This window comes from Bacillus nitratireducens, from assembly GCF_036320425.1.
Taxonomy (GTDB): domain Bacteria; phylum Bacillota; class Bacilli; order Bacillales; family Bacillaceae_G; genus Bacillus_A; species Bacillus_A nitratireducens.
On the sequence record NZ_JAUMJO010000016.1, the window covers coordinates 30392 to 45908 of the forward strand.

Here is a 15517-nt window from a genome sequence, read left to right on the forward strand (position 1 = left end):
AAGAATTAAAGATATTTCATCCTTCGATACGTGTACCTCTACTTTTTTGAAACACCATAGCTACATTGTGGCAGTTACTATTGAAAACTTGAAACACTTTAGCTTTATGATGGCAAGTATGTTCTGAACAAGAAATACCTATGAATTTTTGGATTTCATTTAACAAGAATTAACGTTATTCCATACATCGGCACGAATACCTTTACTTTTATGAAACATCATAGCTACATTGTGGCAGTTACTATTGAAAACTTAAAATACTTTAGCTTTATGATGGCAAGTATATTCTGAACAAGAAATACCTATGAATTTTTGGATTTCATTTAACAAGAATTAACGTTATTCCATACATCGGTACAAATACCTTTACTTTTATGAAACGTCATAGCTACATTATGGCAGTTACTATCGAAAACTTGAAACGTTATAGCTATATGGTGGCAACAACTATTTAAATATGAAACATAAACACACTAAAATCTTTTCATATAAAAAAATATATTTTTCATTTAAATTAGTGATAAACATTGATATAAAGCCATTCTTTAAAAAAATTAAAAAAGTCCCAATGAAATGCTATAGCTATATGATGGCAACAACTATTTTTAAAAAAAACCTATGAATCCATATGTAACAAGGGTTTAGGTGCATTTCAAGCGCAATGAAACATTGATTTCAAACATGAAACGCCATAGCTTTATGATGGCAACAATCTAAAAAAAACATGAAACGTATATAGCTATATGATGGCAATAGTCCCTTGACGTAAATTAACATGAAAACGCTATACCACAACATTTATGAATGAATTCTACACATTATTTAGTCGTTTCAAAATATGAAACGTTATAGCTATATGATGGCAACAACTTTTATACAAAAGCACTAAAAAACCTATTATACCAAGGTTTAGGTGCTGTTTCATTAATTTCAGATACGTTTCATATTCAAAATACCTTATAGCTTTATGGTGGCCAAAAAAAAAAAAATGTGAAACGTTGAATCCCTTGTGCCTCTAAGGCTGAGGTTGCGTTTCACATTTTTGATTTTCCTCTTAAAGAGACACATTTCACCAAGATTCGATTTGATATAATCAAAATTGAATTTTTATATCCTATTTAGGTAAAAACTGAAACTCATAATAAGAGGAGGTGAAAAAGATGGCTAAACCTTTCGTTATAAAGAACAAACGTAGTTTAAATGGTGAAACAACAACTCCAGTATTAGTAACAATTAAAGCATGGCAAAAATTAGTGGAAGCTTTAGAAGGCAAATACTATAGCTTTAAAGATACATATCTAGAAGATATCGTAAATTCAATGTCTTACGAGGAACGAATTGCAGATGAAGAAGGGTTTGTTGAAAAAGCCAAACCATCTTTTTCACTTCAAATGAAAAATCTCTTCACTAAAGCAAATGGTAGAAAGCATAAGCTATATGGTATTACTAATGCAGATCTAGAAGTATTTCTATTTCTACATAAAAAATGTAATACCTATGGTGAACTTTCTCATGTTTCCATTCACATGCTTTGGGAGGACTACAAAAACTATAAAGAAGCATTTGCACATATTCATCATTCACAATTCTATGTTGCGTTGAAAAAGCTTAACTTACACAACATCATTGAAATTGAGAATGAATACAGTGGTAAATATAAAATTACATTAACTGATTTTATGAACAAGGAGACAAATAAAGCGAATCCTTACACGTTTATCAGTCCGATTGTATTTACAAAAGAGTTCTTCGATTTATCCATTGCTGCTAAAAAGCTATTTATTGATATCGCAATGCAGCAAAAACGAGAAACTACTTTGAAACGTTCACTATATAAATTTGATGAGCAAGGACAACAGACTCATTTTGGCGGTATGTATCGCTTCTTACATAAGAAATACCCACATCAGATACGTTCTGTAATGGCTGAATTAACAACTAAATCAACTACTACTGGATCTTCTTTGTTTAAAATTTGCAAATTAGAAAAAGGGAAAAAGAATAAAAAGCAGTATACAACAATGCATTTATCTGTACACCCTGATTTCCTGTGTAATAAGGAAGTAGGGGAAGAATATCGCGATCCATTTACACCAAGACTTACATATAAACGTAAAGCTAAGTTCATTGAAGAATCATTAGTTGAAATGAATATTGCAGAATTTACAAAAGATATAAACCAATTTGTAAATGTCTTAAAACATTCTTGTCATCGTCAAATTCGCCAAGTAATTCGTGGATTACGCGAAATGATTGATAGACAAGAGGGTTTCCCTAAAAATCTTGTTTATACACTAAGCAAATTATTAAAGCAGTCTTCTCAATATCGCGTATTAGATACGGCTGCTAAAACAGGTATTTATTCTCTAATTACACATAATGTGCCGAAAGAGAAACAAGAAGATGCGGTATTTAAATTTGGTACTCACTTCGCTATATATTCATTACAAAATGTTAAGAAGTTATTCTGTAAAGCGCATGACCTTCTTCATGCTACATATGCTGTTCCTGTAACTGAAGAAGCATACCATCGTAATTATATGCAGTATCAAGAAGAAACTCTATTTAGGAAGTATGCTTTTGAGCAAGGAGTAAATGTTAACGCATATATTGCATTAGAAATTAAAATTCGTGAATTATTAAAATCTCAGGGCCATAAAGAACGTCATATTCCAAGTGATATTCGCGAACTGTTCATTGAAAAAATAGATAGATTGCCTAAGGAAAAAATCCGCGTAATTGAAGTTCCAAAAGACTTTAATTTAATCGATTTTCTTCAATCCTTAGAGGCTTATTACCGTAAAACTAGTGAAACACCACACACGGTAGATCAGCTGCTTCCTGCAATGTAAAATTACATGCTCTCCGTTTTTGAAAAATCAAAGACGGAGGGCTATTCGTGCTGAGATTAGAAATAATATTCGTACTATCCAAACATAAAAGAGAGAGATTCTTAAATTTGAGTTAGAATGCCTCTCTTTTTTTTATACACTTCCATACAAAAATCCTAAAATATAATCAGTAATTCACAACTTTACTTTTCCTTTTTTTGAATATTCGTTCTTTTGTTGGGATTTAATCTACTAAAAATCGTAAATATATATATAAATTCAGTGGATATCTTAATAATATTGTCCAAATGTGTACAATAAAATAGCTCGAAACCTCATTTATAAACGTTTCATATATGAATCTACTTAAAATCAGAATGTTTTTTGTTAATAATGTTGATTTACTGAATTAAGTCTATAACTTACTTCTAAATGTTAATAAAATGTGGATTATTTTATAGCTTATGTGGAAATCATGTTATTAATTTAAGCTAGACTACCATTAATCTTATATACACTTTTATGCATTAAAATAATGCTGATTATATGTAGGTTAAGTGATTCAACTTTATGATATTTTGTATTTTTAGAGTGACGTAAAACGCAATAAATGCATTTCCAATAAGTGTTTTTTTCGATTTTTTATGGTTCTATAACTTGAAAAACACTGTTATTGCTAGATTTGTAAGCCATTTTTCATAAGTATAATAGTTTTATCTTTATATTCTTTTTATATAAAAGATATATATTATATTAGGTTTTAACGTGCTATCCGAAAAAATGCGCATCTCTTAATTATCTAAAAGGTAATAGTCTTTCATTAAGTAAAAAATAAATTTAAATACTTGAAGATACTGATGGTAGTATTAAAAAAATGTGTAATCAGTATGAAAAGGAAAATTAGTTCAAATAGAAGCATTATCAGCATGAACGAAAGAGAAGAGATGTATGAATTGCTCAGACAACAATTATACGCTGAGTTTATCCGTGTAGACCTTAATTAGAAGAGACAATACAATAGTGAGCGAAAAGAAAAGGCGAAATCCATTATGAGCGAAGAAATTTTACAACAATTCTACCCAACTGATAAATACGAATTAGAAGATACCTATAAAACAAAACCAATAGAAATGAAATTTTATTTACAAGAAAATGAACCTGATAAAGAAGAAGTAAATGTGTTAGCTGAATTTATAAATGTCACGACAGATTCAACGCAAAATCGAGAAGAAAAAGTAAACAATGTGTTGCGAATCATCATGAAAAAAGAAAAGGAAACATGGCGAGTTACAAGTGTGGAAGAGTTAAATATGAAAGTTTTATAACGAAAAGGTGGGGTGAGAGTGTGATAGGTACAATTGGTAAAAAGAGTGAAAGAATCAATCTGAGAAAAAATAAGTCGTGGATCTACTTAACAATTATCAGCTTTTTGTTTTTTGGTTTTTTCGCTTTCTTGACATCTAAAATATACATGCCAAACGATGAAAAACTATTCCATACAGAGACAAATAAAGTAATTAAGTTGTCGGGTATGGGGAAATTGATTGTAGAAAAAAGGGAATACAATCCACACAAAAACTTTATACAAATTTACTTTCGATTAGAAGGATATGAGGAAACTGGATATACATTTAAAGCACAGCAAAAAGCAAATCCAGGTGTTCAGTTACCTGTCAAAGTATTGTATGAAGAGAACGGAAATTACGTAGTAGAAGTAAAGGAATTATCTCTGAATTGGGGAGCGTTAGCTTTTGATATTTACAATAAAAACAGTGAAAAATAACAAATGGATATTCGTAAATTCACACAAGATGTTAACGAATATGAAGAAGAAAATGCAGCAACAAAGAGTCCGAATAAACTTGTTCAGACGATTTTTACCGATCAAAGAAAAACGAAAGCAAATGATGAATTGTTAGCTGAAGATAAAAAAACATATGAGATAGATTTTATAGATAGAGACAAAAAAGATATTGAAACAAAGATCAAAAATTATGGGAAAGCAATCAAACTGGAAGAAGAAAATGCGAAGACAGTTTATGAAAAAGTAAAAGAACTACAAGATGAAATGAAGTACCAAACCGATGCGGAAAAAACGGAAACGCAATCGAAAATAGCATCCTTAGAATCTAAAATAAAATCATCAGAAAAGAACGTTGAAATGTTTAAAGGGGAACAAAAAATTAGAACAAAAGGCACAAGAAATTAATAAAAACTGAAAAAAGTCATGTCGTCAGTGAGTACTCACCAGTGCAATTTGGGTACTCAGTGAGTGCTCGTTTGGTGAATTTTGTATACTCATTCAGTACTCAGGTGTTTGATTTGTGTCATCAGTGAGTACTCACCTAGAGGATTTTCTTGCCCCCATCGTTTTGCTAGGCTCCGCCTAGCCCCACACCCTCGGTGGGGGCAAAAACCCCTTATGCTCTTCTCACTATTTTTGGTTCTCTACCCATAATTGCAGAAAGGAGTGGAAAGTGTGCATCTAAAAATAAGAGATATAGATCCGGTTGCCTTAAAGAAAATAGATGAAATTGCAAAAGAAAAGGGAATATCCAGGCAAAAGTTTTTGAAAGCACAAATTGAAATGTTGGCATTTTTTCAGCAGCAAAATAAAAGGGAAATGGAATTAGAAAATCTCATTGAAAAGAACATCCATATGATGAGTAATTGTTATAGCGCAATGGAAAAAATGAATGAGTTTATTCAGATGATGATGCAGGATGTTGAAAATGAATAATGCTGTTCCTGTTCAGTCTTCCGTCACACCAGGTGTTGTTTTAAAAACGAAATTTGTATTGCCAAGTTCGGATGCTTTTCAGAACTACATTGATTATGTAGATCGGGAGGAAGCGAAAAGTGAAGTGAAGCTGAATCCGAAAATGTTCGAAACGTATCAAGACTACATGGGGAATTCAGAAAAGACATCAGCACTATTTACGGAACACGCAAATCGTTTAACAGAAAGCGAAAAAAAGTCCTTAAAGGAAATGTTTAAAACCGCTCATGAGAATGGAAGTATCATGTGGCAAGATGTCATTTCTTTTCATAATCCCTGGTTAGAGAAACAAGGCATTTATGATGAGAAAACAAAAACGTTGGATGAAAAAAAGTTAATGGATGTAACACGGCTGGCGATGAAGGAAATGCAAAAAAGAGAGGGGTTGGAAAAAAGCTCTATCTGGTCGGCAGCCATTCATTTTAATACAGATAATATTCATATTCATGTCGCAACTGTTGAACCATTTCCAACGAGAGAACGTGGTAAAAGAAAACCAAAAACATTAGATGCGATGAAGGGGAAAGTCGTAAATAATCTATTAGATCGTAAGCAGGAACAAAAACAAATTAATGATCTGATTCGAAACAATATGGTGGGAAAGAAAAAAGAGGATTCCGTTTTTGATTGGCGTAATCAACATCTGAAACCGTTGTTTTTACAAATCTATAAACAGTTACCAAGTGATAAAAGACAGTGGCAATATAGCTACAATACGATTCAACCATTAAAGCCTGAAATTGATGAATTAAGCAGTCGATATATTCAACATCATCATAAAAAAGATTACGATCAATTTCTAAAAAAGTTAGATAAAGAAGTGCAAGTTTTTAAAGAAGCATATGGGGAAGGAAAGTATGATAAGAAGCAATATGAAAATTACAAGACGAATAAAATTAGTGACCTGTATAAAAGAATGGGTAATGCCTTTTTACAAGAAATGAAGGCATATGATAAAGAACAAAAGAGAATCCATCACATGAAAAAATCAAAGCCGTTTCAAAAATTTCAACAGAATGTATCTATTCAGTATTCTATGAGGAAAGTGGAACGTGCTTTTAAAAGTGAATATGAAAGTTGGAAGAACCAAAAGTACTACGAACGTATGCAAAAAGAAAGTGCATATCAAAATGAGAGGGGTTATTAAATGAAGGACTTTCGCATGCAAATTACATTAGATGAGGAAACAGATACGTATATTAAAGATTACATGGAAGAACACAACATCAGATATAACGGTGAAGCAATTGTTAGGATTTGTAGAGAACATCAAGCATCAAAAAATACAGAATGGTCATTGAATTATATTTCAGAAATTGTTTCTAAAAATCTTCATGACATATTAAAAAGTGAGCTAACAAAAATTCGCCTTGGTGCAAATAGTGCGGATCGAAATACACAAGTTTTAATTGAATTAATGAATGGATACTTTTTTGCCAATGACTTAGATTTAGAGAGTATTATTACTACGGATAAAATAGAAGTCGGTGGCGTGAAAATGGCAAAGGAAGTCGTAGCGGAACGAATTAGTCATGCGAGACAAAAACGTATAGATCATGAGGCATCAAAGAACAATGTAACGTAAGCTACATTGTTTCTTTTTATAAAAAAACAGGAGGTTAGTAGGATGTTATTATTTCGTGAAGATATCGAGTTAGGAGTTATTAAAGCAGTTGGAGAAGGGGAATTAATCTTACTTGTCAAGGATGAAGAGTTAACCATTACGATTACAAGAGAGGAAGAAAAAGAGCTTGCGGTACATGTCATGAATCAAGAAAATATGTTGGTTCCGGTTAATGTAAAAACACATGAACTGTTCTTCGATACAAATGAAAGATGGAATGAAGAAGACATGGAAGAATTGCAAAGAGCGAGTGAAAGCGTAGGAGAAGATCATGAGTAAAAGTTATAAGAAAAAGTATCAAACGAAATTACCAGAAGAAAAGAAAGAAGCGGTGCAAGCTTTAACAAAAAAGATGGAAAAAAGCATAGAAGGCTATTTTCGTACACCGGGAGATTTAAAAGATTATTTATCGTTTATGGCAAAATTTTATCAGTATTCACCATCTAATATTTCATTAATACAGAGTCAATTTGAAGGAGCCAAGGCAGTTGGTTCCTTTTCTTTTTGGAAAGAAAAAGGGTTTGCGGTTAAGAAGGGTGAGAAAGGAATCCAGATCCTTGTTCCAAACCGAACTGTAGCAAAATTCAAAGACAAAGAAGGCACTTGGAAAACAGTAACTAAAGCAAATGAGGAAGAGAAAAAACAAATTGAGTCTAAAAGCGTAGAAGTGAAACCAGGTCGCTTATATTTTGCTGTCGGCCATGTGTTTGATGTTTCGCAAACGAACGCAAAAGCTGAAGATCTCCCTCGTATTTTTCCGAATCGTTGGCTAGAAGGTAGTGTGAAAGATTACAAGAGCTTGTATAGAGGAATGGAAGCCGTTGCGGAAAACAACGGTGTAAAAATTATTGCACCAAAAACAGAGCTGGGTGTCGCAAAAGGTGTGAGTTATACCTTAACAAAAGAAGTTGCCTTGAATCCACGAAACAGTGAATTACAAAATGTAAAAACACTTCTTCACGAATTAGCACATGCCAAACTTCATACAGCAGAGACACATATGAATTACACAGCACCAGAAAAAGAGTTTCAAGCAGAGATGACCGCTCATGCCGTTTCTTCTTATTTTGGAATTGATACAAGCGAATATTCGTTAGGATATTTAGCGAACTGGACACAAGGAAAAGAAATGAAGGATAAAACGAAATTATTAAAAGAAGTACATGAAACTTCGATTGAGTTTATCGAAACAATTGAAAACACATTAGAAAAGGAAAAAGAACAAATAAATGAAAAAGAGGTGGAAAGTATGGCAAATAAAAATGAAAAACAGGACGAAAAAAATATTTTATTGGTCGAATTTATGAGTTTAAGTAACACGACACAAGAGCTTGTTTCCGTTACAGAGTTAAGGGAACAAGTGGATAGAAACCGATCGTTTGAGCCCGTAGAAGGCGTAGAAAAGTTGAGTGATAAAGAATTTATTGATGCATTTAATGAAGCGAATCAAGAAAAGTATGCAGCACTAAATCAAGATGAAATTACTCGTCCAACTATGTTAGTTCAGTGGAGCGAAAACAAAAATTTTAAGGGTAGTCAGTTGATTCCGTTTGGAGGGGCCAATGAAAAAATGGCTGAAGTCATTACAAATATTGAAAAAGCAAAAGAGGAAGCAAGAGAAAGAGATGAATATGTACCATATGATAAAACTCGTTATCATATTGCCATTCCAAAAGAAGTAGATAGAGATTTTGGGAGAATGGAGCTTGTGAGTATGGATCGTTTGGATATGGGGGATGGGGACTATAAGACACCGTATGAACAAGTATTAAACGAGAAAAGGTATTTATCGGATGAAGTAAAACAAGCGTTACGAGATGAGGTAGTGAATCATAGAAATAACAAAGAAATACCGATGGAAAAAGCACAAAAAAATACAGTAGAAAAATCGAAAGAGACACCAAACCACTTAGTTACAATTGAAATATTAGCAAATGGTATGCAAGATGAAGAACTGGCAAGAATCCACATGATGGATGCTGTTACGAAAGATATAAATTATTTGTCTGTATGGAATCAAGATAAAACAGATCGGGACGATTTATATGTTTCCCTAATGGAAAAGGACGGGAAACGAGAAAATGTCTATCTAGATAACATTTTGAAACCAGATTTATATGAAAAGGTTCAAAGTTCTATCTTTGACGGGAGATGAAATTTGTCTTTTGTTGTTTATGAAAAGGATGCAAATATGAGTCTAGATGAAATTGTAAAAGATGAACGATATGGAATCTTAGTTGATAAAGCGGAGGCGCAAAAAGATTATTCATTTAATGAAAAAGAAGTGGAATTATATAAAGAAATGAAGACAGAGGAATATGCACCTATTGCTTCTCTAGATCAACAAATTCAACCTTTAAAAGAAAAGGAGCCAACTACGTTAGATAAGGATTTAAGCCGAAAATTCGAGGCATACAGACGTTCACAATATGAAGAAACACCAGATAATATTGATAGTATTGTCACTCGTGTAAAAGCTGAAGAACGGTATTATACAACGAAATATGTTTCGATTGATAATGAGCTGGTAAGCCAGGAACACGTAGTAAAATTAGAAAATCAGGTGGATGAGAAGCTTGGGAAAGAAGGAATAACGGTGAATCAGTCTACAACTTCAAGAGAAATAGATGTAGGTAAAAAATTTCAGCCATTAAACGGAAAACAAACGAATGGTAAAGAAAAAGACAAGGAGCCAGAGTCAGGTAATGTAGAGCAATCGAAGACTACAAAGAAATCAAATAGAAAAAAAGAAACAATGGAAATGGAACGATGAAAAATTTTATAACAGGAAAACCAGATTAAATCATTTTTTGTTACTCAATTGAGATAACGGAAAGTGATTTTTTTATATCTAGAAACGAAAGAGGGTAAAAGTAAAAGCCCTCTTTCTTGTTTGTAGAACGAAAGGAGTGAATGTCATGAATGTATGGCTGTTTGCGGGCTGTATGTTCCTTGTAGCTGTCTCTTTGAACGTGTTGTTGTTTATTTGGGCAAAGAATCGTGGGAAAGCTGAGAATCAAGAAACGGAACCACAAAACCGAAATTGCAGATTAATAGGAAAGGACTATGAAACGGAATAGTCCTCTTTTTTATTTCATTTTATAGAGTAAAGGGGGGATTCCGTAATGGCACATGTCAGTACGGAGGATGCGATGAAAGCAAGAAAAGTTGACTTGATTTCATATCTGGAAGCAAAGGGAGAAACGTTTAAGAAAGAAGGAAACTATTATCGTCATACGGAACATGACAGTCTCATCATTAAAGGGAATCAATACGCCTGGAATAGTCGAGGGGAAAAAGGGTATGGAGCGATTAGTTTTGCCATGATGTACTATGACATGACATTCCCTCAAGCCGTGATGGACATTCAGAAGGGAGACTACAAAGAGTTTGATCGTTCAAAAGCTGAAGAAGAACGCAAAAAAGAGCAGCAGCCATTTACCTATCCAAAACACTTAGAGGTGCAGAAACAAACAGAGATCAAGCAATACTTAATTGATGAAAGGAGAATAGATCCTCGTTTGGTAAACTGGCTGATTAAAAAGGATCTCATCGCCCAGGATAAGAAAAATAATGTGGTGTTCAAATGGAGAGAAGAAGGGGGCAAAGGGCAAGTAATTGGAATGAACCGTCAAGGTACTGTCAAAATGGAGAATAAAAGAGGAAGCTTTAAACAAATCGTCCCGAATTTTGAAAAAATCCATGCGGGTTTTACGGTTGATGTAGGTAAGCCGGATAAGATCTATTTTTATGAAGATCCAATCGACATGTTATCTCATTGGAGTATTAAGCAAAATAATATCCAAAACGCTCGCCTGGTGTCTATGCATGGATTGAAGTCAAAAACGGTGATTCAAGCTTTAATGGATGCGAAAAAAGAAGGGCACGATATTAAAGAGGTCATTATGGCAGTTGATAATGATAAGGCTGGGAAAGACTTCATTCAGACGATGAAATGCTTTGTAGATCTTAAAGAGGAAATCCCAACGAATGAAAAAGATTGGAACGATGTTCGGAAGAAACAAGTGAATGAACAACGGCCAAAAGAAACAGCTCAACCAAAGAAAATGAAACCAATCAAAGAGGTGGAGAGAAGTGTCTAATCTACCAACAATGCCAAACATACTACAGATTTTGATTTACGGTTTTATCCTTTATGTTCTATTTCGTATTTGTAAATTTGTGTATCGAAAGATTCGGGAGCGGAGAATACTGAAGCGAATGGCAAAGTCCGGTATTCGCTATATAGACAAAATGGACGGACTTCAATTCGAAGTATACCTAAAAGCTCTCTTTCGAGAGTTGGGTTATTCTCCAACAGTTACAAAGCAGTCAAATGATTTCGGAGCGGATCTTGTATTGAAGGGAAAAAATCGTATTGTAATCCAGGCGAAACGCTACGGGATGAAAAATAGAGTCGGCATCAGTGCCGTACAAGAGATATATGCAGCACAAGCCTATTACAAAGCACATGAGGGCTGGGTTGTAACAAACAGTGTGTATACAAGACAAGCGAAAGAATTAGCAGAAGCATGCCATATAAAACTAATAGATCGTGTAGAACTTCAGAATTTGATTAACAAAATTAATCCCGAATATTCGGCTGAAGATGTGTATCAAGGGGTAAAACCTGCAGAAAGGAAATGCCCAACATGTAAAAATCATTTAGTCGTTCGAAATTCGAATAAAACAGGAAATAAGTTTCTTGGCTGTTCTCAATATCCTACATGTACACATACAGAGCCAATCAATACGTGAGCTGTGATGAAAATCCAGCTCTTTTGTTATTTTTAGGAATTAACTTTAAAAAATCATACTTCCATCAAAAAACGGCTTCGCAGATTTCGATATAACCAATGTTTATTTAAAAGCGAATGACATAAGACCTAAATAACAAAGGATGTGTTGTAAGTAAAAATAAGCGGTTTAAAGGGAGTTAAGGATGTTAATAAGAATTTTTTATAAAATATCTGAAAAACAAATAAATAACCTTGTAAGGTTGGTTTTTTTATTATAAAATAACCTTATAGGGCTTTTTGAAAAGATAAGGAGTGAAAATATTGGAGAATACAGTAAAAGAAATCATTGATGGTTTAGAGTATCTGTTCAGGAATGGAGAAGTTGGCATGGAAGTAAGTAATCCGGCTTACTATCAGAGGTTTTGTAAAGTACTGGATGCAACAGATATGCGCTATGATTTACACATTCACGAATATGATGAGGATTCTCTAGTTGTTAAATTAGTGTAAAATACAAATGTTTTAAGGGTCTAATTTTCTTGAAGTATAAAAAGGGAATGGGGAGGAAAAGGATATGAAAATTGGTACATCTGAATGGCTTTCTCTTAGTAAGGATATTAAGCTGAAGTTGATCCGTTTGGCTGTCATAGATAGTAAATTTAAGCAAGCAAAATAAAAACCCTTCATTTGCTTAACAGCAAACAAAGGGCTTAGTTAATGAGTGACTGAAGTAGAAGGAAATCTTGTCCATTTCCTTCTTTATTTATTGTAACATAAAAGGAAAAGCACAAACAAAGGAGAATTCTCATGAAAGAAATCGATAAATACATGACACCATCTGAAGCAGCTTTTTACTGGAGGATTCCTCGTGAGACAATTAAGAATAAATATAGCCCTTCTTTAATGAACGAGAAGCAAATAAATGATTTAGAACGCATGTTACAAGAAGGTTTAGTGAAGTATTTTTTGCATCCTGAAGGGAAGCGTAAGGAATGGATTATAAGCCGACAGGCAATGTATGAATGGTTTGGAGAACCAAAAGACAAGTAGGAAAGGGGGATAATAATGCAAGAGGAAACATTTTCTCTCTGGGGAGGATTTAAGAGTGCATTTCGTTTGATTATTTGGTTTTGGATCGTTATGTTTTTGCTATTTGGTGAAAGCTTGTTACAATAGAATCAAGTCGAAAGTCTAAATACCCTTAGGTAGCTCTCATAGGTGTAAGATCTATGGGGGCTTTTTTAATAAGGGAAGAGTAAAATTTCACGTACCGCACTATTTAAAAAAAACAAAATACATAATTAATAGTCTACATTTAATTCTATGCCTAATTGGGGTACTGAAACTATTCTGGGTAAGAGGGGTCACTCTGAAAAGATATTCAAAAAGAGTCAAATCATAAAATAACTTGACTCTAAATAATTAAGCTCTCTTTAATGGAGTAATATCACAATAATTTAATGCAAATGACTTTAGAAATAAGAGAACTTCTTCTGTCAAAACAAGATCTCCTCTAGAAGATAAACAAAAATGATGCCCAGACCAGTCAGTATAATGCGCATTTTCAGTAGTTACTGTCCCAATAGGAGTAAGTCTCCAAAAACCGGGGATTTTCTTGTCAGGATATAATTCTTGAAATTCCTCTGAAAGACTAATCAAACATTTTTCTATTTTAAAATCTCTTAATTGACTAGATTCTAATGCATTTTTAAATTTATCTGAAACAATAAAACAAGGTGTAGATTCTAACAAATCATCCCCAAGCCATCCATAGAACTCATAATGTAAAAATTGAACTTTTCCTGAAATCCCTTCTTCTCTAATTTCCTTTTCAGTTCCATAAACTGTTTGTTCTCCATGTCCCCCCGCTACTTCGGGTGCTAAAAGGTACAAATTCATAATTTTATTTTTCTCTTTAAATTATTTACTGGAGTTTTGGATTTATCAATAATACTTATAAATTTCTTCATAAAGGCATCTCCTTTTAAAATATGTAATTTTTATAGCCTTACAATTGTATACAAAATTAAATGTTTTAGAAATATGCAAATAAAAAATTTAAGATGGCATAAACAAAATTATCAATAGAGTCTACTCTATTGATAATTTTACAAGTTATTGATTTTAAAGGATTTAGAGGTTCTCAAATACACTTATCAAAATTGGAACGTGTATTTAATTCCAGAGTGGCCCCTGAAACCCATAATCGTTTCCGTACCCCTAATAGTAAAAAATGAAATTTATTCAAATTTTTAGGGTTATTACCTTTAAAAAATCGAATTTGTATTGTATTCTCTTTAATAGTGTTATTTTTTGTATATGTGTTGTTAAGACAAGACTGTCATTATCAGTCTTGTTTTTTATTTAAATACTTTTCTAATTAGTACGATAGGTATAAAGGAGATTTTAGATGGAATTAACAAGGCTACATAGTGTAATAGAAGATAAAAAGAAAGAATTAGTTCAACTCGCTATCAAATATGGTATCAAACATAAAAAAGTACTTACATTAAGCCAAGAATTAGATTGTTTAATTTTTAAGTTCATGAAAAAATAGCAAAGAATTAATTCTTTCAAGGGTAGTATCACATCGCCATCAAATTAAGTAAAGCAAATACTCCAAAACGAAGAGAATGAGTTGAATTCTTATAAATAACTGTAAAATAATAAAATTTTCGTTTTGGGGACACTTCAAAATATTAGCTTGATTGGCATGGGGGGATGGAACATGTCATAATTACAAAAATTACTTTGCTATATATTGTTGCTAATTTCTGATGAATATTCTTGAAAAGGGAGTAATGTTGTATGAAATCAATAAATGTAAATGGGAATATATATCATATTGAATGTGTTCCTTTTGAAGATAAGAGTGAGCAGGACGAAGAGGGATACTACGAATATTTTTACAAAGGACTCGATTTATCGTTTCACTCTGACAAAGAAATAATTAAAGCCCGAATTTATGACGAAGAAGAAATAATATATTTCTTAAAAAATCCAATTCTTGCTTTTGGTAAAGATTTTGAAGCGATAAAGGTATATATAATTAAAGAATATGATGTAAATAAATTTAAGATTCCAGGTGGGGCAAAAGCCTATATAGAGTTATAGCCACAATGGTTCTGGTGCAAAAACTTCAAGATAATTACAAGTAATCTCTAAAACTTGGACATACTGATACTATTACTCTAAAAGGGTGTGTGATCGGTATGGAAAAGAAAAATTGGTTCAAATGGAAGCACTATCAGCCTAATATTATCTTATTAATGGTAAGATGGTACCTACGGTACAACCTAAGTTTTCGCGATTTGGTGGAAATGATGGAGGAACGTGGTTTATCCATTTCTCATACAACGATTATGCGTTGGGTTCATCAGTATGGTCCTGAATTGGACAAACGAATCCGACGTTACCTCAAACAAATAAATGACTCTTGGAGAGTCGATGAAACATATATCAAAGTAAAAGGTCAATGGATGTACCTGTATCGTGCTGTTGATTCGAACGGAAACACAATCGATTTTTGCCTAAGCAAAACAAG

14 protein-coding genes and 3 pseudogenes are annotated in these 15517 nt (G+C 32.9%); 16 read left to right on the forward strand and 1 reads right to left on the reverse strand.

Going from position 1 to position 15517, the window contains the following annotated elements; genetic code table 11:
* The first annotated feature begins 1160 nt into the window (after positions 1 to 1160).
* The 13 genes and pseudogenes from Q3V31_RS29140 (at position 1161) to Q3V31_RS29200 (ending at position 13023) form a co-directional block, all read left to right on the forward strand.
* Positions 1161 to 2852, forward strand: a complete 1692-nt coding sequence (locus Q3V31_RS29140; RefSeq protein WP_329767606.1) for a hypothetical protein — start codon at positions 1161 to 1163, stop codon at positions 2850 to 2852.
* Between the two features lie 998 nt (positions 2853 to 3850).
* A pseudogene (locus Q3V31_RS29145) lies at positions 3851 to 4156 on the forward strand (MerR family transcriptional regulator); the annotation flags it as partial.
* A gap of 20 nt (positions 4157 to 4176) precedes the next feature.
* Positions 4177 to 5050: pseudogene (locus tag Q3V31_RS29150) on the forward strand (hypothetical protein).
* A gap of 260 nt (positions 5051 to 5310) precedes the next feature.
* Positions 5311 to 5571, forward strand: a complete 261-nt coding sequence (locus Q3V31_RS29155) for a hypothetical protein (RefSeq protein ID WP_078205289.1) — start codon at positions 5311 to 5313, stop codon at positions 5569 to 5571.
* The gene (gene mobP2 / locus Q3V31_RS29160) at positions 5564 to 6757 is read left to right on the forward strand and encodes a MobP2 family relaxase (protein ID WP_097879244.1); all 1194 of its coding nucleotides are present in this window, start codon (positions 5564 to 5566) and stop codon (positions 6755 to 6757) included. The genes Q3V31_RS29155 and mobP2 overlap by 8 nt, the downstream gene beginning before the upstream one ends.
* Positions 6758 to 7195, forward strand: coding sequence for a hypothetical protein (locus Q3V31_RS29165; protein ID WP_070168322.1), 438 nt, complete (start codon positions 6758 to 6760; stop codon positions 7193 to 7195).
* Between the two features lie 42 nt (positions 7196 to 7237).
* Positions 7238 to 7513: a hypothetical protein gene (locus Q3V31_RS29170; protein ID WP_098417575.1), complete on the forward strand. Its 276-nt coding sequence runs from the start codon at positions 7238 to 7240 to the stop codon at positions 7511 to 7513.
* Positions 7506 to 10007: pseudogene (locus tag Q3V31_RS29175) on the forward strand (LPD25 domain-containing protein). The gene Q3V31_RS29170 and the pseudogene Q3V31_RS29175 overlap by 8 nt, the downstream one beginning before the upstream one ends.
* Positions 10008 to 10152: 145 nt before the next feature.
* A complete protein-coding gene (locus Q3V31_RS29180; RefSeq protein ID WP_329767610.1) occupies positions 10153 to 10314 on the forward strand; it encodes a hypothetical protein in 162 nt (53 codons plus the stop codon).
* Positions 10315 to 10359: 45 nt separating this feature from the next.
* Positions 10360 to 11337: a DUF3991 and TOPRIM domain-containing protein gene (locus Q3V31_RS29185; RefSeq protein ID WP_329767607.1), complete on the forward strand. Its 978-nt coding sequence runs from the start codon at positions 10360 to 10362 to the stop codon at positions 11335 to 11337.
* Positions 11330 to 11992 (forward strand): restriction endonuclease, encoded by a 663-nt coding sequence (locus Q3V31_RS29190; protein ID WP_098417404.1) that lies wholly within the window; start codon positions 11330 to 11332, stop codon positions 11990 to 11992. The genes Q3V31_RS29185 and Q3V31_RS29190 overlap by 8 nt, the downstream gene beginning before the upstream one ends.
* A 302-nt stretch (positions 11993 to 12294) precedes the next feature.
* Positions 12295 to 12483: a hypothetical protein gene (locus Q3V31_RS29195; protein ID WP_098417405.1), complete on the forward strand. Its 189-nt coding sequence runs from the start codon at positions 12295 to 12297 to the stop codon at positions 12481 to 12483.
* Positions 12484 to 12780: 297 nt separating this feature from the next.
* A complete protein-coding gene (locus Q3V31_RS29200) occupies positions 12781 to 13023 on the forward strand; it encodes a helix-turn-helix domain-containing protein (protein WP_000658310.1) in 243 nt (80 codons plus the stop codon).
* Positions 13024 to 13395: 372 nt separating this feature from the next.
* Here Q3V31_RS29200 and Q3V31_RS29205 read toward each other — a convergent pair whose 3' ends face one another.
* A complete protein-coding gene (locus Q3V31_RS29205; protein WP_199710735.1) occupies positions 13396 to 13872 on the reverse strand; it encodes a hypothetical protein in 477 nt (158 codons plus the stop codon).
* Positions 13873 to 14383: 511 nt separating this feature from the next.
* On the opposite strand from Q3V31_RS29205, the gene Q3V31_RS29210 reads away from it, so the two are divergent.
* From Q3V31_RS29210 to Q3V31_RS29220, 3 genes are all read left to right on the forward strand, one after another.
* Entirely contained in the window at positions 14384 to 14530 is a 147-nt protein-coding gene (locus tag Q3V31_RS29210) for an aspartyl-phosphate phosphatase Spo0E family protein (RefSeq protein ID WP_000424156.1), read from the forward strand.
* A 251-nt stretch (positions 14531 to 14781) separates the two neighbouring features.
* A complete protein-coding gene (locus Q3V31_RS29215; protein WP_327922185.1) occupies positions 14782 to 15087 on the forward strand; it encodes a hypothetical protein in 306 nt (101 codons plus the stop codon).
* Between the two features lie 98 nt (positions 15088 to 15185).
* Positions 15186 to 15517 (forward strand): IS6 family transposase (locus tag Q3V31_RS29220; protein ID WP_329767608.1); only part of this gene is annotated, 332 nt, incomplete at its 3' end.